At 44.2% G+C, this 24,801-nt stretch carries 20 protein-coding genes and 1 pseudogene; 7 read left to right on the forward strand and 14 right to left on the reverse strand.

Annotated elements, in window-relative coordinates; translation table 11 throughout:
* Positions 1-5: 5 nt before the first annotated feature.
* From RIM23_RS24875 to RIM23_RS24935, 13 genes and pseudogenes are all read right to left on the reverse strand, one after another.
* A complete protein-coding gene (locus RIM23_RS24875; RefSeq protein ID WP_446370305.1) occupies positions 6-1,427 on the reverse strand; it encodes a polysaccharide deacetylase family protein in 1,422 nt (473 codons plus the stop codon).
* Positions 1,428-1,435: 8 nt separating this feature from the next.
* Positions 1,436-2,374, reverse strand: a complete 939-nt coding sequence (locus RIM23_RS24880; protein WP_446370307.1) for a GNAT family N-acetyltransferase — start codon at positions 2,372-2,374, stop codon at positions 1,436-1,438.
* A 62-nt stretch (positions 2,375-2,436) separates the two neighbouring features.
* Positions 2,437-3,093: a class I SAM-dependent methyltransferase gene (locus RIM23_RS24885; protein ID WP_446370309.1), complete on the reverse strand. Its 657-nt coding sequence runs from the start codon at positions 3,091-3,093 to the stop codon at positions 2,437-2,439.
* A complete protein-coding gene (locus RIM23_RS24890) occupies positions 3,090-4,571 on the reverse strand; it encodes a lipopolysaccharide biosynthesis protein (protein WP_446370311.1) in 1,482 nt (493 codons plus the stop codon). Before RIM23_RS24890 ends, RIM23_RS24885 begins: the two co-directional genes overlap by 4 nt.
* Positions 4,572-4,602: 31 nt before the next feature.
* Positions 4,603-5,769 (reverse strand): DegT/DnrJ/EryC1/StrS family aminotransferase, encoded by a 1,167-nt coding sequence (locus tag RIM23_RS24895; protein ID WP_446370313.1) that lies wholly within the window; start codon positions 5,767-5,769, stop codon positions 4,603-4,605.
* 23 nt (positions 5,770-5,792) lie between these two features.
* Entirely contained in the window at positions 5,793-6,257 is a 465-nt protein-coding gene (locus tag RIM23_RS24900) for a DUF4058 family protein (RefSeq protein ID WP_446370523.1), read from the reverse strand.
* A gap of 101 nt (positions 6,258-6,358) precedes the next feature.
* Entirely contained in the window at positions 6,359-6,631 is a 273-nt protein-coding gene (locus RIM23_RS24905; RefSeq protein WP_446370315.1) for a UPF0175 family protein, read from the reverse strand.
* 71 nt (positions 6,632-6,702) lie between these two features.
* Positions 6,703-7,281, reverse strand: coding sequence for an acyltransferase (locus tag RIM23_RS24910; RefSeq protein ID WP_446370317.1), 579 nt, complete (start codon positions 7,279-7,281; stop codon positions 6,703-6,705).
* Positions 7,274-8,218 (reverse strand): Gfo/Idh/MocA family protein, encoded by a 945-nt coding sequence (locus tag RIM23_RS24915; RefSeq protein WP_446370319.1) that lies wholly within the window; start codon positions 8,216-8,218, stop codon positions 7,274-7,276. The genes RIM23_RS24910 and RIM23_RS24915 overlap by 8 nt, the downstream gene beginning before the upstream one ends.
* Positions 8,215-9,558, reverse strand: a complete 1,344-nt coding sequence (locus RIM23_RS24920; RefSeq protein ID WP_446370321.1) for a nucleotide sugar dehydrogenase — start codon at positions 9,556-9,558, stop codon at positions 8,215-8,217. Before RIM23_RS24920 ends, RIM23_RS24915 begins: the two co-directional genes overlap by 4 nt.
* Before the next feature lie 93 nt (positions 9,559-9,651).
* Positions 9,652-10,089 (reverse strand): annotated as a pseudogene (locus RIM23_RS24925) (Uma2 family endonuclease); the annotation flags it as partial.
* Between the two features lie 62 nt (positions 10,090-10,151).
* Positions 10,152-10,604 (reverse strand): DUF29 domain-containing protein, encoded by a 453-nt coding sequence (locus RIM23_RS24930; protein WP_446370323.1) that lies wholly within the window; start codon positions 10,602-10,604, stop codon positions 10,152-10,154.
* A 204-nt stretch (positions 10,605-10,808) separates the two neighbouring features.
* Positions 10,809-11,249, reverse strand: coding sequence for a DUF29 family protein (locus RIM23_RS24935; RefSeq protein WP_446370325.1), 441 nt, complete (start codon positions 11,247-11,249; stop codon positions 10,809-10,811).
* Between the two features lie 555 nt (positions 11,250-11,804).
* Between RIM23_RS24935 and RIM23_RS24940 the strand changes: the two genes are divergently transcribed.
* Both RIM23_RS24940 and RIM23_RS24945 read left to right on the forward strand, forming a co-directional pair.
* Positions 11,805-12,659 carry a hypothetical protein gene (locus RIM23_RS24940; protein ID WP_446370327.1) on the forward strand — a complete coding sequence of 285 codons (855 nt, stop codon included), beginning with the start codon at positions 11,805-11,807 and terminating at the stop codon, positions 12,657-12,659.
* Positions 12,660-12,806: 147 nt separating this feature from the next.
* A complete protein-coding gene (locus RIM23_RS24945; RefSeq protein WP_446370329.1) occupies positions 12,807-14,720 on the forward strand; it encodes a polysaccharide biosynthesis protein in 1,914 nt (637 codons plus the stop codon).
* A gap of 88 nt (positions 14,721-14,808) precedes the next feature.
* Here RIM23_RS24945 and RIM23_RS24950 read toward each other — a convergent pair whose 3' ends face one another.
* Positions 14,809-17,244 (reverse strand): O-antigen ligase family protein, encoded by a 2,436-nt coding sequence (locus tag RIM23_RS24950; RefSeq protein ID WP_446370331.1) that lies wholly within the window; start codon positions 17,242-17,244, stop codon positions 14,809-14,811.
* Between the two features lie 302 nt (positions 17,245-17,546).
* Here RIM23_RS24950 and RIM23_RS24955 point away from each other — a divergent pair, with 302 nt between their 5' ends.
* The 5 genes from RIM23_RS24955 to RIM23_RS24975 are packed head-to-tail and all read left to right on the forward strand — an operon-like array spanning position 17,547 to position 24,691.
* On the forward strand, positions 17,547-18,836 hold the full coding sequence (locus RIM23_RS24955; RefSeq protein ID WP_446370333.1) for an ABC transporter ATP-binding protein: 1,290 nt from the start codon (positions 17,547-17,549) through the stop codon (positions 18,834-18,836).
* 52 nt (positions 18,837-18,888) lie between these two features.
* Entirely contained in the window at positions 18,889-20,097 is a 1,209-nt protein-coding gene (locus RIM23_RS24960) for a class I SAM-dependent methyltransferase (protein ID WP_446370335.1), read from the forward strand.
* Positions 20,094-22,556: a glycosyltransferase gene (locus RIM23_RS24965; protein ID WP_446370337.1), complete on the forward strand. Its 2,463-nt coding sequence runs from the start codon at positions 20,094-20,096 to the stop codon at positions 22,554-22,556. Before RIM23_RS24960 ends, RIM23_RS24965 begins: the two co-directional genes overlap by 4 nt.
* A 9-nt stretch (positions 22,557-22,565) precedes the next feature.
* Complete coding sequence (locus tag RIM23_RS24970; RefSeq protein ID WP_446370339.1) at positions 22,566-23,507, forward strand: class I SAM-dependent methyltransferase; 942 nt, start codon at positions 22,566-22,568, stop codon at positions 23,505-23,507.
* A complete protein-coding gene (locus RIM23_RS24975) occupies positions 23,507-24,691 on the forward strand; it encodes a glycosyltransferase family 4 protein (protein ID WP_446370341.1) in 1,185 nt (394 codons plus the stop codon). The genes RIM23_RS24970 and RIM23_RS24975 overlap by 1 nt, the downstream gene beginning before the upstream one ends.
* The last annotated feature ends 110 nt before the right edge of the window (positions 24,692-24,801 follow it).

Here is a 24,801-nt window from a genome sequence, read left to right on the forward strand (position 1 = left end):
TTAATTCATTGAGAGTGTATATTAAAGCTATTTTCAAGGTGCGTAATAACTCTTTTATATAGAGTTCGACTCTTACCAGTTACCAACTCCGAGTTATGCCACAGAAGAGTAAAATCCCCGTCAAAAACTCTACAAACATCAATCAACTTTTTGACCTCAAGCCATGCCTTATCATTGGAGAGTCCCATTGAGCTGCTTCTGAGCATACTACATTCCATGATGGTTAAAGGTCGCTCTCGAAGTTTTAAACCTTGACCTGTTTTAAGATTAAATACAGGATATTCGTAGCAAGTACCACAACGGAACCCCACATGTTCGCTATAACCCAATGAGCTATCGTATGCTAAACCTGAGTCTTCCCAGTATTGCCACGTATCAGGGGCTTTCCAGCGCAGGAAATGCTGGCGACCACCGATTTCACCTGTAAAGGCTCCCTCCTCAGATAATATACACTGGAGAGTGTAAGCCTCTATCTTTAGTTTGTCAAGTCGAATATAAGTATCATAACTGGGGTGCAACCCTACCTCATGTCCCCTACTCAAAATTTGCCGAATTAGCTTACGAATAGCAAGACTGTTGACATCATAGCAAGGGTCAAATTGACTATTTCCACCACAGATGAAGTAAAAGGCACTTTTGACTCTAATTGACTCACTTTGATCCATTACCCAATCAAAAGTATCGAGACCGTCTTGATGGGGTAAGCCCAAGGCAGCAAAGCAGCCATTCACAGCTAAAGATGAAGCTAATCCCACATCGCGCCGCAACACTAGATGCCCTCCTAATCGACGCAGCCATCTCTTCATCTGGAACGGAGTCAGTTCAAAAGGATTATCTACATCATGAGTTAAACAAACTCGAAACTGACGCGACTTACGCTCCAACCCTGACCATAAGTACTTCAGACACCACCAAAGAATTTCCAAGTACTCGTTAACAATTGGACGTTCTAGAAATCTCTCTTGATAAGCGAGAGAAGATTTAGCTGGAAAGCGATCATGTTGATCTCGATCGCCTTTCACCATTTCTTCATAGCAGGTAAGCATAAAAAATGCTGAACCGAATATATCAAGCCCAAGATGGATTCTCTCCTCAGACAGACGGAAAAAGTTTGAAGTGCTTGGGTCATCGCCATATATTAACGGAATCTGGGGATTTACAGTAATGGCAGTCAATCTTGTAGTAGCTAAGTTCCAGGTCTTTAGGGGTCTTTTCGGCAAAGAAGCATGCTGCAACCACTGGTTAGATGGTACTGCAAACAGTCCATCAGCAACGACTAGTTCGCGAACACTATCTACTGTGATTCGCACATCTTGACGATCGCTAACCTGCACTTGAATGTCCAAACCTAAAAACTCGTTGAACATGACTGCGAGAATGTAGCGGCGTTCATCTGTGTATGTACCCGGAATTTGGATGAATATCATTAGCCTTACTAAACAAAAGCTTTGACCATTTCTCGACCAGCCATCAGCAACTTCATGCGCCGACTCATATGAGTTACTCGAAAGTAGGGTATTTGTCTGGCACCAAAAGCTCGAAAGAAACGTTCTACAGCTTCTCCCATAGAACCTTCAAAATCGAATTTATTGGTCACAGTTGACGTGAATTTTATAGCTTCCCACATCAATAAACTGGTTGCACCACTACTACGTAGTTTCGGGTCGCCACCCCCCATCAAGTAGTAAGCAGAGTTATTATCCCAAACAATGTAGATAGCTGCATGAACTTGACCTTTAGCATCTTCAGCAAAAAAAATCTGTCGGGCTTGACGTTCAGCACAAGCTGCATCCAAACGCCTCACCAGTTCGCGACTATAGGGAAGCTCTTCACCCTGCCGTTGGAAAGTCAGCAAGTTGATATCGAGGAAACGTTCAATACCGAGATCGGTGCGAACTCTAACTTGCTTTTGAGCCTTGCGAATTTCTCTTCTGATATTCTCTCGAAATTCATGCCAAATTAAATCTAAATCTTCTAAATTTTCTATCACATAAGTATAGCGAGTAGTCTGATTAAAGCCATTCCAGTAGAATGGTAACCAGTTGGTTATAGAGTAGTGAAACTGCTGTGCAAAATAGTCGTAGGCAGGGAGCTGTTTTATCAATTCACTCATTAACTCCTTTTGCTCAGCTAGCTGATTTGTATATTTAGCTGCTGACGGTCGTAACCAAGGGCCTAATGTTTGAGTCAGAGGTGGAAGCCTCAAAAGAGTGAGGCTGAATTTTTTCTCAATGGTGTATGGCAACCTTGCTACAATTTTATCTCCCACGTTTAGAACAACTTCTGACCATCGATCAGGTGCAACTGCATTCAACCACCAAGGCTGTTGAAAAATGCTATTGACATAAGGTATTTCAGTGTTATCTAATGTCATTTTCAAAACAAGCTAACCTATGAGCCTTTTTCATTCAGCAACAATTGCATCTTTGGGTAATTTCACCTTAGCTTGATTACGGCATGGAATCTATACATGTAATGCATTGAACCATAAAAAGCTACAGACATTTTATATTTTGAAGCTACTTTTTTAATATCCTCAAAATTATACCAATAACCCATATTATCATGAAAGATACTTTTGATAAAACCTTTATATCCTTTTAATAAATTTTCTTTTTTACTTGTTAATTCGCCGTTATAAAAGTTAAATCTTTGATTTTCCCAAGGAATAGATGCACAAACGAAATATGATTCTTGATGCATCATTGCCTTAACACAACTAAAATGTAGATCCAGCATAGTCTGATCAAAGTATTGAAGAACGCCATTAGAGAAAATTAGATCGTATTGATTCGTATCCTGATATGAAGAACCATCACAACATTCCAATTCTAAAGTTGGATACTTTTTAGAAAAAGCATCAAGCATAGAAAAGGAAAAGTCTAAACCTTTATATCTGGCTCGGTTGAATTCCAAATACTCATACATAGCTCCATTTCCACATCCAATTTCCAGTATAGTTTTAGGTCTTATAGATTGAAAAAGAATTTTTAGTTCTGCGGCATAAGACTGATAATATTCCTCCGTATCATGACGATGTAATGGAGTTGTCTTTTGTTGCCAAAAATTTTTCCATTTTTCTAAAGTACTCATATTGCTTTCCTCTTTTTTTGTGTGTGATACAGATTCCAACACAAACCGCTATAGTATACTACAGCTATACCTACATCGGTAGCTACAATCCCTATTTCTGAAAACAATAGCGTTGCTATCTTATGGACTAAACTAGCCAAGAGAAATAAGCTAATAAAATACTGAATAATTTGCCATAGCCCTCTGAGAGAGAATTTAGCAACGCGAAATGTAATAACCAACCAGATCGCATTGTAGATAGTAGTGACTATACTGTAAGTAGCAACAGCCACGTCTGACCTTTTCATCCAAATTAACGGTACACAAAACAGACAAACAGACAGGATATCGTAAATAATTTCCATCGATAGAGCTAAGCGTTGCCGATCGAGAATATCATAAGTTCTATCTAACCATGAAGTGTACAAAAGCATGAACGTTGGTAATGCCAACCATACCCCATAAATGCTAGCATTAGTCCAATTCGCGCCAAAAATATTAGAAAATAACCATCTAGAATTAAAGACAAATAAAGAAAATATAGGTGTAGTGATAATCACTAATAGTCTCATAGCTTTGAGAACAAATTTTTCCATATCTCCTGACTTTAGCTCTTTGGATGCTTTTGGAAAGAACACCTGGTTTAAAGCCGATGCAATCAAGCTGATTGGCATCTGTAAAATTTTTGTCGATAGAGCATATAATCCAACAATATTGGTTGTCGAGTAGATGCCCAAAAGCATCAATAATAACTGTTTTTTGGCATTTCCAATAAAACTGTAGGGAGCAACATAAAGGGGAAAATTTTTGTATTTGTAGATTACTTCTTTGATAGATATCCACGAAAAAACTTGCCATAAGTAGTTACCGTCTTTCAGCAATATTTTTAAAGTCAATAACCCTGTACCCGTCAGTTGTCCGGCAATTGTCCCCATGATGAGACCAGATGCACCGACATTGATGCCCATAATCACTGGTACACCTATCTGGGTACTTATCGTTACAGAGGCTTGAGTAAGCGTGGCAATAGCTAGTCGCATAAATTGCTGCTTTCGAGTAGACCAAAAGTTACTACTCTGATACAAACCTGTGGATAAGAGCATGAGAGGAAGAAGCCACAGCCACTGACCAATTTCCTCAATGCCTAGCAGTTGTGAAACCGGACGACCAAAGAAGGCAATCGACAGAAGTAGGAGAATAGACATACCTACGGAAATGAGTACAGAAGCTGCAAAAAGGTTTGCAGCTTCTTCATCGTTTTCAGGTAGCACAATTGACACATCGTATCGCCAACTTGCTACCACCGAAAAAATTAAACTGAAACTCTGAATTAGCGACCAAGCACCAAAATCATCAGGTGTATAGAGCCTGGTGATTATGGGTGAAGACAGAAATAATAAGGCTTGACTGAGAGCCGTTCCGCCGACCAGTATCAGCACATGGGTAAGAAACGTCCCCCGACGGAGTTGGTGCCATATCGATACCAAAAAGGCTGCCATCAAATCTCATTGAATCCTAATAACAAAATTTTTAGACATACTCTAATACTTGCTTAAGGGCTTGCACAACTTGCTCAATGACGGCTGGCTCAAGCTCTGGCCAAATTGCTAAACTAAGCACTTGCTCTGAAAGCCTATTACTCACTGGAGCTGGAGTATATTGACCTTTATACACTGGTAACTGATCTTGCGGCACTGGATAGTAAAGCATAGTGCCAATGCCATGTGATGCTAATAACTGCTGTACTCGATCCCTTTTACCATTGGTAATGCGAATCGTATATTGATGAAATACATGACCATCAGTTAATTCCGGTAGAATGATGCCGGGAATGCCTCTTAAACCTTCGTTGTAAGTTCTGGCAACTTTTCTCCTTGCTTGATTCCAAGTGTCAATGTGTTGCAGCTTGACCCGCAAAATAGCAGCTTGCAACGTATCTAAGCGGGAATTGTACCCCAACAGTTCATTATGATACTTTTTTTTCGCTCCATGCACCCGTAGCATCCATGCTACTTTTGCCACCTGATCGTCATCAGTTGTAACTAAACCGCCATCACCATAAGCGCCTAGATTCTTAGAAGGAAAAAAAGAGAAAGCTCCAACATTACCAATCGTACCCGTATGTTTCCCGCTAATCGCAGTGCGTGTATTCTCCTGACACAAACCCTGACAAGACGAACAACTTCCCCAATAACGCGCCCCAAACGACTGAGCGCAGTCTTCAATCACCTTTAAACCATTCTCCTGGGCAATATCCATAATTTGACCCATCGCTGCTGGCTGCCCATACAGGTGAACTGGCATAATCGCCTTAGTCCGAGGCGTAATTTTAGCTTTAATCGCTTCTGGGTCAATGTTATAGCTCCTTAAATCAACATCAGCAAATACAGGTATTGCCCCAACATTACTAATCGATTCAGCCGTGGCAAAAAACGAGAAGGGAGTGGTAATCACCTCATCCCCCTCACCAATACCCAACGCCCTCAAACCAATCACCAACGCATCCGTACCCGAGTTAACTCCAATCGCATGTTTCACCCCCAGATACGCCGCCACCTCCTGCTCAAACAGCTTGACATCTGGACCCATAATAAATTGACCAGATTCCAGCACACGATTAATCGCTGCCTGAATATCTGCTTTGATACTCTCATACTGAGGTTTCAGGTCTAGAACAGGAATTTTGATCTGGCTCATCTAGTTAAATATATTCTGGACAATTACCGCAATCCACGCTCTTGCAACAGGGTAGCCGCCCAAACAGCGTCATCTCCCTTGAGAGGGGGTACAGGTTCACTCGTATAATCCACGGCTAAGTGAAAGCTGGCTCTGTCATAGACTTGGGTGAGTAACTCCTGTAAATTCACGATAGGTTCCACATCAGTTGACTGTAAGGGTAGCAGGAAAACCGGAATTTTGTCCCGAACCCCAAACCCATACAACTGAGCTAGGGGGCGTTTGTCGCTACGACTGATTAGGATACCATAATCGCCGCACGGTCTTTCTGCCAAAATCAGGAGCGGCTTCCCTCCCCTAAGCAAATCAATTTCGACTAAATGAGTAAAACTATCTAAAACCTCCAGGCGTTTGCGAGAATAAGCCTTGCGCCCCACACTTGCACGCTTATTCTTTGGGAACAGGATTTCTATCGCTGTCACCACCGCCCCCATTCCGATTTCTCGAATTTCTAATAGGACTTACGCTTTCTTGACGGCACAGGCGCTACCTGTAGGGGCACGGCAATGCCGTGTCCCTACTATATGTGGCGTTTGTGCGTATGTTCCGTTTAGTCCAATAGGGTTTCTATGAGCTGAACCTCGGCAACTAAATCCTCTGGAGTTTGATTAAAATAAGGAACATTATACCGGGTCAAAAGCTGAATAAAATCCCATTTAGAAATTCCGACTAATTCTCCACCTTTACCTGAAGAAATCCTTCCTTCTCGAAATAACTCAATGGCAATCAATTCTCGGATACGATTTTCTAATCCCGTTTCCGAGACATCAATTACTCCAAGTAAATTACGGGGTAAATTTAAGCGAACCGTTAATTCTTCCATGGTTGAATCTTGTTATTTCAAAGCCAATTTTAATCTGGCATTGTGAAACCATAAATCTACACTGCCTGTGTCTACAACTGGCTAACCTCTAGCGCAGAAACACGCTGATACTTCACCCCCGTTGAGTCAACAGCATAACCATCAGCATCAAACTCTAGCACATCCCCATAAGCACTCATCCACCCTGTCACGTTTGCCGGAACCCCCGCAACTATCGCATAAGCGGGTACATCCTTCGTCACCACCGCCCCCGCCGCTACAAACGCATACTCATTCAACGTCACCCCACAGACAATCGTCGCATTTGCGCCAATACTCGCCCCCCGCTTGACTAACGTCGTCTGATAATCCTCAGTGGTATTCCGAGGAAACTCACAGCGCGGCGTCTTGATATTGGTAAATACCATACTCGGACCACAAAAGACATACTCCTCCAGAATTACCCCCTCATAGAGAGAAACATTATTCTGAATTTTACAGCCATCACCCACCACCACATTATTCGCCACAAAAACATTCTGCCCCAAAGAACAATGGTGACCAATCTTCGCCTTGCCCATAATATGGCAAAAGTGCCAGATTTTCGTTCCTGCACCAATCTGAACCCCCTCATCCACATAAGCTGATTCGTGGACGAAATAATCAGCCACCCATCGCCTCCTGCGCCTTTGCCAAAATTTCCACCACAGCTACCCCATTCCAACCATCGGAACGAGGGCGTTCACGAGTCTTGAGACAGTGCAAGAAATGTTCACACTCAATTTTCAGCGGTTCAGATGTTGCCACCTGCACACACCAATTCCCTTGATCGCGATTCCGCAACTGATCATCAACACCCTTGTCGTACACCGTAACGGTTTGCAAGACCTCATCGTAGACCAACATTTGCTTACTGGCAATCACCACTGTCATCCGTTGCAGTAGGGGCCAGTACCAGGAACAATGAATATGGGCAGTCTGACCCAGCTCAAACTCTAGGTCTACATGGACATTATCCTCAATCTTAGGCTGTAACATCCCATGACCGTTAGCTTGCACCGTTTTCACCGGAGGATTGCCTAATAAATCCAGCACGACTGAAATATCATGGGGAGCAAAGGACCACCAAACATTCTCCTCAGTGCGAACCTTACCCAGTTTCGCCCGTTGGGTTGCTACATGCAACACCTCTCCGGCTTTCCCACTGGCTAAATAATCCCGCATCCAAGCGATCGCGGGTTGATAGAGTAATAAATGCCCTACCATTAAAATACGCTCATGCTGATCCGCATATTCCGCCAATTGCCGCGCCTCCTCAGCCTGCAAGCACATCGGCTTTTCCACAAATACATCCTTCCCAGCTTCCAAGGCGGCGAGTGCCATTGGGTAATGCATCGCGGCTGGTGTAGCTAGCACCACCGCCGGAACATCTGCGGCTAGAGCGTCCTGATAATCACTATATGTTATCACATCAGAATAGGTTGCTGATACACCTTGGCGAAGTTCAGGATTCACCTCCACCACACCCGCCAGCGCCCCCAGGATATAAAAATTATCCACCAAATTTTTGCCCCAGTTTCCTGCACCGACGACAATTACAGGCTTCATAGAAGTGTCACCTTTTCGCGATCGCATTTCAACAGCCGCGTCACACCTCGCGTATCCAGAACGGCTTTGGCTTTCTCCACCAGGTTAATATAATCGATTTGGCTATGGTCTGTGGCAATAATCACCAAATCAGCTACAGCGATTGTCTCATCCGTCAGTTCAACCGAGTAAAACATCTGCCCTTGTGCTTCGATTTCGGGAACATAAGGGTCATGATAAACCACATTCACGTTATCCTCTAACAAGTAATCGATAACCGCGATCGCGGGTGACTCTCGCCAGTCTCCTAAATCTTTCTTATAAGCTACACCGATAACCAGCACCTTCGCTTTTGCCGGAGCAATACCCAAATTATTCAGAACTCGCCGTGCTTTCTCTCGCACAAACTCCGGCATTTTGCGGTTAATTTCACCCGCCAGGGCAATAAAATGTGTCTCAAAGTTAAATTCCTTGGCTTTCCATTCGAGATAATGGGGATCGATAGGGATACAGTGACCCCCTACCCCCGGTCCGGGATAGAATGGCATAATCCCAAAGGGTTTAGTATTGGCAGCATCTAACACTTCCCAGACATTTAGATTCATGCGATCGCACAACAGTGCCAACTCATTGACCAAGGCAATATTTACTGCTCGAAACGTATTCTCAAACACCTTAACCAACTCAGCCGCCTTAGCACTGGTAACAGGTACAACATGCTCAATGGTTTGCTCATAGAACAGCGTCGCTATCTCCAGAGAATGACCATCTGATGCCCCTACCACCTTACTGGTATTTTTGGTCGTGTAGCGTTTATTTCCGGGGTCTACCCGCTCTGGAGAGTGAGCCAGGAAAAAATCTTCACCTTGCTTGAGACCACTGATTTGTTCTAGCATCGGGCGTATAACCTCATCCGTTGTCCCCGGATAGGTAGTTGATTCCAACGTCACGAGCTGACCTGGTTTCAGTTGGTGAGCAATTTTTTGGGTGACATTTTCGATGTAGTTTAAGTTCGGCGTCAGATTCTTGGTCAAGGGTGTCGGGACACAGATCACGATCACATCCATTTCCGGAACATGATCAAAGCCGGGAAATGCCTTGAGCTTGCCACCTTTAACCACCTGCTTCAGGTCTTCATTATTAACATCGGTGATATAATTATCAACCTGATTAACTCGTTCAGCTCGTAGCGGATTTTGCTCGATCCCCAGCACAGTAAAGCCAACCTTAGCTTTTTCCACAGCAAAGGGCAATCCTACATATCCCAAACCCACCACACCAACAATAGCAGTATGGTTGCTAATTTTCTCTTGCAGGTCTAGAAAGGTTTGATTGATATCAGCCATTAAATTCAAGCTCATGGCGCTACAGCTAGGCGCTGTATGCTAGTTGTGACCATGATAATCGATGTAGGAAGAAAACGGAATTTATGATAAAAATACCATGGATCGCCTTTAAGCCCTAGATAATTCCTCCACGAATGTCTGATGCTCTGGGGAACCCAATCCCTCCTGTAGCACACTTAGAACTCGCGACATATCTCCCCGCAAAAGTGCCTGCACATCCAACCGTAACCCCGGAAAAAAGGGACTACTCAACACCCCTAACGAATGCGGTTGCTGCTGTTGATACTCTCCCTGCTCCAAAATATACCAGCGAAACGCTCTATCCTGCACCAACCAAACCAGATACTCCCGTACCCCATTGCGCCGATAAGCCCGCAACTTATCATGAAGATCGTAAGACGCGCTACTCGCAGCAATTTCCCCAATCAATTCTGGCGCTCCTTCAACATAGTCATCTTCACTAATCCGCGATCGCCCCCCACTCTCTTCATCTAAGCGCAGCAGCGCATCTGGCTGCGGTTCATTATCTAAATCAAGGCGTACCGTTATAAAAATCCTGTTCATAAAGGGTTTCTCCTGCCATTTTATTCTCCCTATTATCACAGTAGTTAAGAAAAATAACGACAATCCGGCATAAAATTTTGAGCCAAAATCTCTTCTATCTCAAAAGGACAGGATAAGGGAAATGCCGTCTCAGGAAGACCCGTTTCTCGACAGGCATCCCGCACAGCTTTCGGATACACCCTTGGCAATCCCTGCTCCAACTCGCCTCTTAAACTCGGACTATCTAGCAATAGGGCTTCAATTTCATCGCGCTGATGATCAATTGTCACCAGCCAACTTTTGCTTTGTTTGTCGGGTTGATATTGCCACTTGAGCAGGTGCATAACTAACACCTGTAAGCGGCTGCGAAGTTGACGGAGGTCACGCTTGCCCATACTTTCTAACTCTTCGGCAATATGCTCAACATCAATTTCAGACAAACGACCTCGCCGCAGTAATTCTACATTTTTACGAATCCAAGCATAGAAGTCCAGATCGTATTCAGCCTCTAGATTCATCGTTCTCATACTCCAAATCACTTTTCTGTCTTGTTGGGAGTGTAGGGGCGGGTTTGACTACTATCCTTTCCAATGAACCAGATGTAACTAAACCCGCCCCAACCCATTCTGGCACGGTGGCAAAAAGTCCAAGCCGTTCTTGAATTGTAATGCCCAAGTCTGGTTGAAGATTTTCGATGGTAAATTAACTGTAGGGCATACAACCTAATTCGATGGGTCTGAGTTAGGTAAAATGAGGAGCATGGCGCTATCAATAATACTGTTGCGGTCAATCATGTTCCCTAAAGTTTCTGGAGCATAAAGTCCTTCAGCGACTTCGAGAGATGCGCCATTGAGGGCTTGTTCATAGGCTTCTTCTAGGGCGAGGTGCAATTCCTCCGGTTTAAGATAATAACCGCCTGCTTTGCGTCGTTTATTTTTGCTCTGTATCTCTAGGACACAATTCCGAATAGAGACATCCCAAGAGCGGGTAGTGCGGTTTTCAGCTTGTTGTTTGATTAAATGGAGGAGCAAAATCTTGGCGTAGCTACGAATATTATTGATTTTGTCGTCTCTGCTCATTTCCTCCAATTCTTCAACAATGACCAATGCCCCAGAAATATCACCTTTGAGGAGTAAACCTTTCAACTCTAGTAGTTCTTCCATTGGCTTGCCTAATCTAGATTTGATGGATTAACCTTACGCCTGGAAACCGTAGGGACGCCAAGCCTTTGTATGTGTCAACTTAAGCTAAAAAGCCATGCTGATAAGCCTTTCACCATCATCCCCTAACCCCTCCCTAACCCTCCCCTTATCAAGGGGAGGGAAGCGGAATATATTTTTTTATTTGAAGGGGCTTTGATGCTCCCCCTTCCGTGCAAAAAAAGCGAAGCATCCTCAAGTTGACACCACCATTTTATCTGTGTCACGCCAGTAGTGGCGTGGCACAGCTTATTTGATGAATTAGAATTACGCCCCGAAACCTCAGGGGCGCTTTCGCTTTGCGCCCGATTCAATGGTAAAATCTATTCCACAATTTTAGCTGTGTCAAGCCAGTAGAACCCCATATCCTACCCCATCAACAATGGCACCAGGGTTACGGATTTTCCCTTGTAAGTCTAGAAAGGTTTGATTGATATCAGCCATTGAGTTCAATCTCATGACGCTACAGCTAGACACTGTATGCTAATGGTAATCATGCTCGCTCGGTGTAGGAGAAATATGGAATTGAGGCAAAATACACAACTGAGAACGATTGAGGATGAGGATGAAATTTCCTTACTCGATATTATTCAGTTTTTCCGCCGCAACTGGGGGTTTATGGCATGGGGAACTTTGGGACTCTCAGCGATCGCGATCGCTCTCTCCCTCTTGATGCCCAAACAATACCAGAAACAACTCACCCTCTCAGTCACCCCGGTTCCCATCTCCGTTTCCGGTATCCCTGGCATCGATCTGCAACAAGCCAGTAACCAAACGGTAAAACTGTTGGAGAATCACTACGACAAAATCGACGAAACTGAGGTCAAACCAAACTATAACACTGAAACCCAGCAAATCGACATCACCGTGCGATCGCCCGATACTGGTTTCTTAGCTGAAGCGGGTTCCCAAGTCTCTACCCTGCTCCTGCAGGAGTTTCAAGCCATATTTGGTCAAGCGATCGCGAATAGTCTCTTCAGCACCGAGTTGGAAATCCAGAAACAGCAACAGGTTCTCGAACAGCTTGAACAACAAATTGCTCAAGTTCGTGACTCCAAGGGTATCGAGCCCGAACGGATTAGAACCACTCTCAGGCTGGAGGCGCTAGAGACACAACGAGCAGGAGTTCTAGCTCGCATCGCCGCCCTAGAATTTGACAAACAGTATCTCGAACCGGCTCAGGAGAATCTAGCTGAGTTTACCTCTCAAATTATTTCCATCCAGCTCTTAAGCGAATCCAAAGTCGAACCGACGCGCTCTCTAGTACAAATTGCCGTACTGGCTGCGATCGCTAGTTTCATGGTTGCCATCCTCGCTGCCATTATCCGCGATCAAGCCAGACGCCTTAAGGATGAGTTCTCCCAGAAAAAGTAGCTACGCTTAGGGAACTAAAGTTCCCACTACGAACGTTTTGAGCGACTGACATTCTGGTCGATTGGGAACAAAAGTGATCCTAGCCAGGACGTTAAAGCCAATGTATCATACCTTGTTGCAGCAAGTATTGCCTTAGAGGTGCCGTTCATGCCCCAAAAAAGGCTCTTTCCTTCCGCATATCGATTGGGACAACTCGGACTTGATGGATTTGTAGCTTGGTCAGCTTGTAGCCTTGCTTTTTGGTTCCGTTTTGACGGTGATATTCCCGCTTCTCACCAAACCCTGGCTTGGATGCTTCCCCTATTGGCGATTCCAGGGCGTTTGCTGTTTCACGCCACGTTTGGTCTGTACAGGCAAGTCTGGCGTCTGTTTGGACTTAAAGATGCCACCACCGTTTGTCAGTCCATTACCCTCTATTCCTTACTAATTCTAGTCATCACTCGCTTACTGATTCCCCGTTTTACCTCCTTTTCGGGAATTCCCTTGGGTGTGGCTGTGATTGACTGGAGTTTTTGTGTAATGGGGATGATCGCCCTGCGCTACGCCCGTCGTCGATTTGTCCTTTACCACCCACGCGATCGCACGGCTTCACCCAGAGATTCCCAACGGGTATTATTAGTGGGTGCGGGGCGGGCTGGCTCACAAATTGCCCAAGAAGTCAACCAAAATCGCCAGCTTAACTTAGAAATTCTTGGCTTTCTGGATGATGATCCGACGAAGATGGGACGTAAAGTGGAGGGTATACCCGTTCTCGGTGCGACATCCCAACTTGTACCCATTGCCCAACGCCTCAACGCCGATGAAGTGCTAATTTCTATGCCCTCGGCTAAGGCATCCCAAATCCGTAAATTGGTGGATCTCGCCCAGGGTAGCGCCTTGAAGCTGAAAGTATTACCGGGACAGGCAGAACTGTTGTGCGATCGCTCCCTGACCCCCCAAGCTAGACCCATCCAAATTCAGGATATCTTGGGACGCCCGGAGATTAAACTGGACTTTGCCGATGAATTTAATCAGCAATTTCCCTCCGCGCGATCGCAAGTCTATCAGCGCACGGTTCTGGTTACGGGTGCCGGCGGTACAATTGGTTCAGAAATCTGTCGCCAGCTTGCCCGTCTCGAACCCCAACACCTCCTATTACTCGGACGCGGGGAAAATAGTATTTTCAACATAGAGCAAGAACTACGCCGCGATTTCCCCAATCTGAAAGCGACACCCATTATTGCCGATATCCGCCATCAGAGTCGTATCCAGACCATCTTCCAAACCTGGCATCCAGAAATTGTCTTCCATGCGGCGGCTCACAAACATGTCCCCTTAATGCAGCATAACCCCACTGAAGCCCTAGAAAATAATGCTCTAGCGTCGGCTCATCTGGCACAACTAGCTCAACAACAGGGTGTAGATACCTTTGTCCTCATTTCTACCGACAAAGCCGTTGATCCCTGTAACTTTATGGGTTTAAGCAAGCGCTTAGCCGAACTCCTGGTTAAAGCTTGCGCCGCCAAAAGTCAAACCCGCTTTCTTGTGGTGCGCTTTGGTAATGTCTTAGGGAGTCGCGGTAGTGTGATCCCAATTTTCCAGGCACAAATTGCCAGAGGTGGTCCTGTCACCGTCACTGATGCCAATATGACCCGTTATTTCATGACCACTCCTGAAGCCTCTCAGCTTGTGATTCAGAGCCTTGCTGTGGGACAATCCGGTCAAACCTTAATTTTGGATATGGGTCAACCTGTGAAAATCTTAGACCTGGCACAACAAATGATCCACCTAGCGGGTTTCATGCCAGAACTGGATATCCCGATTAAGATTACCGGATTGCGTCCCGGCGAGAAATTACATGAATCTTTAGTGAATTATAATGAAAAAGTGATGCCGACAGATCATCCTAAAATTTTGCAGGTTTCCAGCCCATTGCCATCAACTGAAGCATTTTTCAATGTTGTTCAAACCCTCTCAAATACAAAAAATAGTAATATTCCTACGGAGCAATTATGGTTACTGGCAAAGGATGTTGTCGCGACTCTAGAACCAGCCCAAAAATTAATCATTCCTAATAAATAAAAATTCATATATAGATTGAATTATTCAGTCGCATAAATTACCATTTCTGAGTAATCTAAATAGATTATTTGGTTATTTAATCAGTGGTCTATGAACAATCGGCTTCACCAACAAATAAGCCCAGATCCCGATCATCTTGGGAAAACCCTTGTGACTTGGGATTGAACACCGATTTGGCTTGAATCTGTACCAAATACCAGACAGTTTGTGGTGTACCGTTGAACTGAAAATGCTGTTCCTCATCCCGCGTCTCCAACTGCGCTTCAACAGTTGTCAGGGGCTGAGGTAAGTTCTGTAAAACTTGGGCTGAAAACTCACTCGTGTCTGTCAAACTGTAGACAGATATCTGGAAAGATAGAGGCTGAGCCTGAGAATAGTCAGGTCTAGGAGCTTGAACCGTAAAATCTAAGCGATCGCGCCGTTCACAACTCTTGGCGAGAAATGTACAATTTTTATCACACCACCGTCCAGCCCGCCCTGAATTTGTTTCCCAATCATACATATTTCTCGACCACCCTATACCCAGATTAGATTGTACAGGGGGATAAAAGACTTGGGTACTGATCCAACGAGTGCCATCGGGCTGAGCCGTTGAGAAGGATAGTTTATGTTTCCTGGGCAAATACCGATTCCCATTTGCCAGGGGCAATCCCAGTTCAGCCTTTTCATTCACCGTAATCCGGAATTGATGGTCAGATTCCCTAAAATCTACGCTTATGGGTTTCTCGACGGGATGTGTGGTAAAAACTGAATAGGTTTTTCCCTCTAGCGTGGCGAAAGCTGCCAGATTGACAGAGGAACCTAACCAACGCATCAGATTTGAACTCGGCTGCGTCAAATTGGCTTCAAATGGAAATCCGCCAAAGCTAAAGGTAAACGTACAAAAGAAAATTAAAAACAGGCAAATCCCTGCTAACCCGGAAAAAGTCCCTCTAAAAATAAAACCTGTTTGACTCACCAACCCTTCTTTTTGCCACCAGAATTGATCCCGTCTTTCACGCCACTGATGTTGAGCCTTTTTTTCTAATCCACGCCCTACCTCCCCATCAAAGTTAGGTTGAATAGTACCGACATAATCTGGGTTTGTAGTCGGCACTTTAGTGCCACCAGCGCTCAAACGCTCATGACAAACGCTTAATTCAGATTGGTGAACAAGTTGTAAGTGGTTTGATTGGGAGTAATTGGGGCAAAACGGTAAACCAGCTAAAGTTCCCCAGAAAAGAGCGTGCAGGTAAAAAACCGGGCGGATGTAGTCGATTTCTTGTACCAGTGACGGGATAAAAAAAGAACTCAGTGCCAAGAGGAGCAGTAATTTGGCTCTAGGGAGCAAACGATAATTTTGCCAGACTGTTATAGCAATCCAACTTAAAATACTCAGAACCAGTAAGCTGTGTAGTAAACCCAGTTCTACCAGCATTTGCATGAATAAGTTGTGAGCCGTATCCAACACATACGTCATGTTGTGTTTTGACCCATAGTCTGAAATCACTTGGAACCAACTCGCGTATCCATGTCCCCAAATTGGTGCTTCTTTGAATATCTCCCACCCAGCTTTCCAGATGTCTAGTCTTGCCGTATCCAAAGACACAGGATTGGCTCTCCAGTTATAGCCAATAGATTGAGCTATTTCCTGTAAACGCTCCTGATGGTTAATCAGAGAGTAAAGAATATTCCCCAGAACTGCCAACACAATTCCCCCAAGTACCAGGATGGGAAGGCTTCTGCGTTTCAAACCACAAGCTAAACAATAACAGAGGCAGATGGTCACATAAACCATACATAGCAACAGTCCCCCCCGTTGCTGAGTAGCCAGAACACCCAGAACTAATACAGTAGAGATTCCAGCCCCAATCAGCCGACTTGCCCAAGTCGATGCTGCAATCGTTGCCCATAAAGCAATGGCAAGCCCGGGTGCAAAGTAGGGCCACACCCAACCGGGATTGCCAAAAATTTGAGTCAGCCGTTCAAACCCATAAGCATTATGCAGTAAACTTTTGGGCAACACCTGTTCAATTCCCCACCCGATACACAAAAACCCAACCCCTGTAACCAGCACAGGACCAAAAACTACAGCCCCGAAGAGTAACTGCCAACCCCGACGCACAATCCGGGCAATCAGAAACGCTAGGGTTCCCATCATCGCCGCCGTCAACAGCATAAAAAACGTCCGCAACCCATAGTGCTGAGTGATACTCGCCTGCAATAGGCACTCCAGTTTAGTCGCTATACCCGGAACAATTCGACAGGGTATCCAAGCTTGATTGGGCGTGTGAAACACAGACCAAACCGCCCGTACTCCCATCACACCTACGACACTTAGCCACACCAGACTCAAAACAATACCCTCACCCCGTCGAAATGACCAATCGCGTCGCTGGAGTGTCTTGCCAAAACTCAAGCTACCAGAAAGAATACCGCTCAATAGCGCTATTCCCACCAGTTCGGGTATCGCGGGGAGAGTATGGTCGGGATTGATGGGGACAAGCAAATGGAATACAACAACGATTCCTAATATCAATCCCATGCTAAGCGGCTGCCATCGTAATCTCGGCTGACTCACTTGATATACCGTGTATTCGTTGAGACAGGGCTAGTTTAGTTTATCCTACCCTAAGAGAACCTCTGAAACCGGATGTTTTGTTCACTTGGGCAACTCATCTCGCCTTGTCGGAACCTGATATTACCCAGAAAGGTCAATCGGTGAAGCAGTCGCGTGTAGCAACTGTGATTTATTTGGTAGTGTTTTAGTGTGGTGTGTGAATTGAACAGCGACGCGATTAGCGTGAGCTGATGTCCTCTAGAGGTTGCTAAAACCCTAATGGTGTGATGAGTGAGATAGCGATTTCATTGACAAATGTCTCCAAGTGCTATAGGCGCTATAACCGTCCCCTCGATAGACTCAAAGAAATAGTACTGCCAGGAAAGAGCCGCGCCCAAGAGTTTTGGGCATTGCGTGATATTAACCTGGAAGTCGCCCCAGGGGAGACTCTGGGCATTGTGGGGCAAAATGGTTCAGGGAAAAGTACCCTGCTACAGATCATAGCCGGAACGCTGACACCAACGACAGGTGAGGTGTGGGTTAATGGTCGAGTTTCCGCCTTATTGGAGTTAGGGAGTGGGTTCAACCCAGAGTTTACCGGACGGCAAAATGTCTTTTTTAATGGTCAAATTCTCGGCTTAAGTCGGGAAGAAATAGCAGCAAAGTTTGATAGCATTGCGGCTTTTGCTGATATCGGTGATTTTCTAGATCAACCGGTCAAAACCTATTCTAGTGGCATGGTGGTTCGCCTCGCCTTTGCTGTGGTAGCGAATATCGATCCCACGATATTAATCGTAGACGAAGCCTTAGCTGTTGGTGATGCCCGGTTCCAAGCGCGTTGTATGAAACGAATTCGCCAGCTTAAAGAGCAAGGCGTAACCATTCTTTTTGTTTCCCACGATTCAGCCAGCGTTAAAATGCTTTGTACTCGTGCTGCTCTGATGAATTATGGTTCAATCATTGATGTGGGTCAGCCCAAAGAAGTTATTAATCATTATACGGCGCTATTGAGTTCAGACAACCCCCGCAATTATCAAGAGATTCTTTCGCCTAGAGAAAGGCTGGAGTTCAATGATTGCCAACCTGAAACTTCATTAAACCGCACCTTACCTGGATTACACGAACATAGACATGGGAATCAAATCGCCGTAATCAATGAGGTTAAGATTATCAATATCTATAACCGCCAAGTAGAGACAATAGAAACGGGTTCTCTGTTTAAGATTCAGGTGAAGTTAGCCGTTAATGCCAAGCTGTCTGATCTGGTGATTGGTATTTCCATTAGAAACTTAATGGGGTTGGTTATCTATGGCACGAATACTCAATTATTGAACTGTCAATTGCCCCAGCTTGACAGGGGACAAGAATTGAATGTAGGATTTCAACTTCCTTGTAACTTACATAAGGGGATTTATACAGTAACCATAGGAGTTCATTCTCAAGAAGGGTTAAGTTATGACTGGATTGATGATTTAGTCGTGTTTGAAGTAATCAATGGCAATCATTGTGAAGGCATCGTCGATTTGCAAGCCGATGTCCAGATCAAAGCTGATGCCGTTTTTTGTCTGACCCCCTAAGCTGAAATCCTTAACCCAAACATCACTCAAGTTTATTCCCTGATTAGTGAGTATGATTGAAGCCAACAACCCAGAAATTGATGTTGATGAATTAATGGAAAAAGTACGGGAGGAGGTGGCAAGACGCCAGAATCAACCGTTGGGAAAAGAAAACTATCTTGGCACAAATGATCCGCCGGAAAAATGTATCAATCCTCTACTTATTCACCAAATAAAAGCATTACTGAATAACGCTGAATCTAAGTCTCAAGTTCGCACAGAATTTCCGGAAAAATTTAATCGTTTTCCCTTTACCCTCAGCCGACGATTACAGAGGTTTATATTAAAACTGTATGCCTTTCTGTTTAAGGAGCAACGTGCCGTAAATTTATCGTTGATTCAAGCCTTGAGAGATTCTCTAGCCCTGAATCAACAGTTGAGTGAGCAAGTGACTGATTTTCAAGCTAAACTCAAGTCTACTATCCAAAACTGTAGTTATGTAAAAAGTGATTTGAATCGACAGAAACAACTAATGACCTCATTTTTAGATGAGGCACGGAGTCGGGTGCATGAACCTTTTAATCCAGAAAAATGGCAAACTTTTGTCAATGAAGAGAAAGAGTTATTCGATGCGTTTTATGTCGCATTTGAAGACCAGTTTCGTGGGAGTCGAGAGGAAATTCTGGCTCGATTAAAGGTTTACTTACCCCGAATGGCTGACGCTAAAATTGGCAGCCAAGACGCGCCGATTTTGGATATAGGATGTGGGCGGGGGGAATGGTTGGAGTTGCTGCGAGATGCGGGATATGTGGCACGCGGGTTAGATAGTAATCGGGTTATGCTGGAGCAGTGTAAAACTAGAGAGCTTGATGTTATCGAAGGGGATGCATTGACTTATCTTAAGTCTCAACCTGATGCTAGCCTGGGTGCGGTGACAGGATTTCACTTGATTGAGCATTTACCTTTTCCTGTATTAATGAATGTGATTGAGGAAAGTGTAAGAGTATTAAAGCCAGGAGGGTTAGTCCTCTTTGAAACCCCAAATCCTCAAAATGTATTAGTGGGAACGCAGAATTTTTACATTGATCCCAGTCATCTCAAACCCTTGCCGAGTGCCTTGGTAAAATTTATGCTAAAATACTGCGGATTGGAGAAAGTGGACATTATTAACCTCCATCCTGGTGACGAATCTTTGAAACTGACGGGTTCTCCAGTGGCAGAACGTTTTAATCAGTATTTCTACGGTGAACAAGATTACGCAGTCCTTGGCTACAAACCATGAAACCCCTGGCTATCGTAACACCTTGGTTTGGTAAGAATCTCACGGGAGGAGCCGAGCAACAAGCTCGGCAAATTGCTACCCGTTTGGCGCGTCGGGGTCATAAAATTGAAGTGCTAACCACCTGCTGTCGTTCCTTTCATGATGACTGGGCGGTGAACCATCTCAAAGCAGGAATTAGCCGGGAGTCTGGGTTACTCATTCGGCGGTTTCCGGTGACTCGTCGCGATCGCGCATCGTTTGATCAGGTTAATCGGGTTATGCTAAGTTTACCCCCTTGCCAACTTAAACCAGGGGTTAATCCGGTTAAATCGGGGGAATCAGCTATTTTCTGCTCGGAAAATATTAATTCCCCCAAGTTGCTGAATTATTTGTCCCAAAAATCCCAACGCTATCAAGGGTTTCTATTTATTCCTTATCTTTATGGAATAATTTTAAACGGACTGCCTATTGTGTCCAGCAAAGCTTTTTTGCAGCCCTGTTTACATGATGAGGTTTATGCTTATCTGCCAGAAATTGCGACTATTTTTCATCAGGTAAAGGGTTTATTATTCAATAGCGACGGCGAAGCTCAACTGGCGAGACGGTTATACGGTTCCGGGATTATTCCCAAAAGTGTAGTCGTTGGGGCAGGGATAGAAGTTAGTCAGGATGAGCCTTTAACCAATAGGGGAGATAAAGAATACCCAGAACGCTTTATTCTTTACTTAGGGCGTCGTGATCCCACAAAAAACACTAATCTTTTAGTCAAGTCTTATCTCAGATTCAAAGAGAATTATCCGAATTCGCTCCTAAAATTAGTCCTGGCTGGTTCAGGTAATCAATCCTATGATCACTCAGAACAGGGTGTGATTGATTTAGGTTTAGTAGGTGAACCGGAAAAAGCCGCATTACTCACCCACTGTATCGGATTATTTCAACCCAGCCGTAACGAAAGCTTCTCCCGTGTGATCATGGAAGCCTGGTTTTACGGGAAACCTGTGGCGGCGAATCGAGACTGTTTAGCCACAGCGATGGCGGTGGAAGTCAGTCAAGGGGGTTGGTTAGCGGGGAGTGAGGTAGAATGGGCAGAATTATTTGCCAAAGTTGATCAGATGGCAGAGGAGGAATTGTTAAGCTATGGGACTAGGGGTCAAGCTTATGCCCAAGAATATGCCGTATGGGATAAAGTGATTGAACGGTATCAAGTTGCCCTAGGATTATCTCGCCCGGTTAGAGTCTGTGATTCTGAACCCAGCGATAGCGGAGTGAAGCATCTCACCAGATGTTTCCCTACATGGAGCTTATCCTGGCAGGTTGTGAAGGGTTGGGCGAACCATGACAAAAGCTCGGTTACCTGCAGCGAAACCCATACACCCGTCAAACAGCATCTACAGCCGACAAGAGGGGGAAAGCTAAAGGAAATCCATCAACTCCTTCCCAATTTAGCTTATGGGGATGCCATCTCAAATCAGGCACTAGCCATTCGAGATTATCTACGTCGCTGTGGTTATCAATCCGATATTTTTGTCCGCTATATTGATGAGCGAGTTGCCCATGAAGCCAAATTATTTAAGCCAAATGACATTAGCCCGCAAGCTGGGATCATCTACCACCATTCAATTGGCTCAGAACTCACCGACTATGCGATCGCGCATCCGGGTTCTAAGTGCTTAATCTATCATAATATCACGCCAGCGGAGTTTTTTCGCCCCTATAGACCCGAATTTGCACAACTGCTGGAAAAAGGACGTGCTGAACTAAAGCAATTGGCTCAATCCTTTCCCTTATCCGTAGGTGATTCTGCCTATAATGCGGCGGAACTCGCAGCAGTTGGGTTTCATCAACCCGGAGTTTTACCCATCGCCGTAAACCCAAGCAAATGGGATATGTCTGCGGATGCTACGTTGATGGAGCAATTGCAGGATGGCAAATCCAATTTGCTTTTTGTGGGTCGTATTACCCCCAATAAATGCCAGACTCATCTGGTAGAATCATTCTACCATTACCTGACGATGGATCAAGAGGCGAGGCTAATTTTGGCTGGATGGGGAGATGTTAATGATCCCTATTACTGTCACCTCTTGGATAGAATTAAAGCACTCGGTTTAAACGATTATGTTGTAGTTTCAGGATTAGTTAGTGAAACTCAATTGCTTGCCTTTTACCGAACGGCACACCTATTTTGGTCGATGAGTGAACATGAAGGGTTTGGTGTGCCATTAGTGGAAGCACTATGGTTTGATATTCCGGTTTTGGCATATAAAAGTAGTGCTGTCCCGGAAACATTGGGCGAAGCCGGCATTCTGTTTACCACCAAGGATGATCTGGTTCAGGTTGCTGCTTTAGCCAAGTTACTGGTCAAAGATTGGAGATTGCGAAAGACTGTACTCAAAGCTCAACAGAAAAGACGAGATAGTTTCCTACAGGCTATAGTTAATCAAAATATCCTCAATCTATGTACAAAACTAGAAAATTTTTAAAATAAAGAAATGAATAAAATTATTCAATATGGGAAAAAAATCAAAGAAAAAATTAAAATCAAATTGAATGGCACGCCAAATAAATTATTTCCTTTGAACCCCGAATTACCTCTGCCTGAAGGAGTGAGCGAAGCAGAACTACGGGATTATTTAAAGTCTGTTTTAGTCTCTGATGCTCCTCCTCAAGAAATGGCGAATTACTGCGAGCAAGATTTTCGACGATTTGTCTATACCTACGGGTTAGTCCGGGATGTATCGGGTAAGTGCTTAGAATTAGGCGCTAACCCCTATTTCACCACTCTGCTGCTCAAAAGATTTACTCAACTCGAATTAGTCTTAGCCAACTATTTTGGTTCTCATATCACAGATTACATTGTTCAAAAAGTAAACTACAAAGATTTTCCCAGGGGCAAAGAATGTTCAACAGAATTGAAATCATTTCACTTTAATATAGAATGTGATAAATTTCCCTTTAAAGATGGCGAATTTGACGCTGTTTTATTCTGTGAAATCATCGAACACTTACTCATAGACCCTGTCGCCGTTATCCAGGAAATAAAACGAGTATTAAAACCCAATGGGGTGCTAATCTTGACAACTCCCAATGTCAGCCGCTTGGAAAATGTTAGTAAAATGATTGCTGGCGCTAATATTTATGATCCCTATTCGGGTTATGGTTATTATGGCAGACACAATCGCGAATATAATAAGCACGAGTTGTATTTGTTACTCAATTATATGGGGTTTACAATAGACTCAATGTTTACGGCTGATGTTCATGAAAATTTTGCCAGTCATTACTGTTCAGTCGCTCAATTACAACCTTTTTTGAAACATCGAGAACTGGATTTAGGACAATATATTTTTGTGCGAGCAATAAATCAGCAAAAAGCCGGGAATAAAAAGCCTGCTTTCTTATATCGAAGTTATCCTGAAGACCAGCTAGAATAATGCCTAAAGTTGCCTTTGTTGTTCAACGTTGCGGATTGGAGGTTAATGGGGGTGCGGAATCCCTCTGTCTTCAGATTGCCCAACGGATGTCTCAGTATTGGGATTTAGAAATCCTAACAACTTGTGCTTTGGACTATATGACTTGGCAGAATTACTATTCGCCAGGAGTTTCAGACGTATTGGGTGTAAAAGTTCGGCGTTTTCCGGTAGCAAAACCTAGAGATATCGCTAGTTTCAATAGGTTATCTGATAACATTTATTCTCGGCTCAAAACAGTCTCGCTAAAGGAGCAGGAAGCTTGGATGCAAGCTCAAGGACCATGGTCCCCTGACCTGATCAACTATGTTAAAGCGTATCAAGCTGAGTATGATGCTTTTATCTTTTTCACGTATTTATATGCGACGACTTATTTTATCTTACCCTGGGTGGCTCAAAAAGCGTATTTAGCGCCTTTAGCTCATAATGAGTGGACGCTATATCTGAGTATGTGGGACAGGTTATTTGAAAAACCCCGTGGGTTTATTTTTAATACGCCAGAAGAACGGGATTTGATACAAGCACGCTTTTTTAATGCTAAGTGTGAAGGACCAATTGTGGGAGTGGCGGTGGAACCCCCGGATGTTTATAGTGCAGCAGCGTTTCGGCACAACTATAAGATTGACGAGCCATTTTTGTTGTATATTGGCAGAATCGATCCGTCTAAGGGATGCGAGGAGTTGTTTGGTTATTTCATGGAGTTGCGATCGCAGGAAACAAAACCCAGAAAGTTAGTCTTACTAGGAAAGCCAGCTATGCCCATTCCCCAGCATCCCGATATCCTCGCGTTGGGGTTTGTGGATGAGCAAACCAAGTGGGATGCGATCGCGGCTTGTGATATTGTAGTTATGCCCTCGCCTTATGAAAGTCTTTCTCTGGTTTTGTTAGAAGCTTGGGCAGTAGGTAAACCCGTTTTAGTGAATGGGCGATGCGATGTTTTAGTCGGACAGTGTAGGCGGGCGCAAGGGGGACTTTGGTATACAAATAAGGACGAATTTCTCGTGGCTATAGGCATGATCCAAAACTCCGTCAGCTATCAGTTGGGATTACAAGGGCAACGCTTTGTTCAAAGCCATTATGTTTGGTCTAAGATAGATTGTGATTATTTAAGTATAATTCCTAAAGATGACTGCTATAACGAAAATTAATAAACTATACCGAACCAAATGGCATATAGCCTTATAGTTGGAATTAGCTATTTAGAAAACCATAAATTAGTTGGTCTTGTCATTTGCATTTTTTTGATTTTCACTATAGC

Origin of the sequence: Coleofasciculus sp. G3-WIS-01 (genome assembly GCF_040223135.1) — a bacterium.
Classification (GTDB): Bacteria; Cyanobacteriota; Cyanobacteriia; order Cyanobacteriales; family Coleofasciculaceae; genus Coleofasciculus.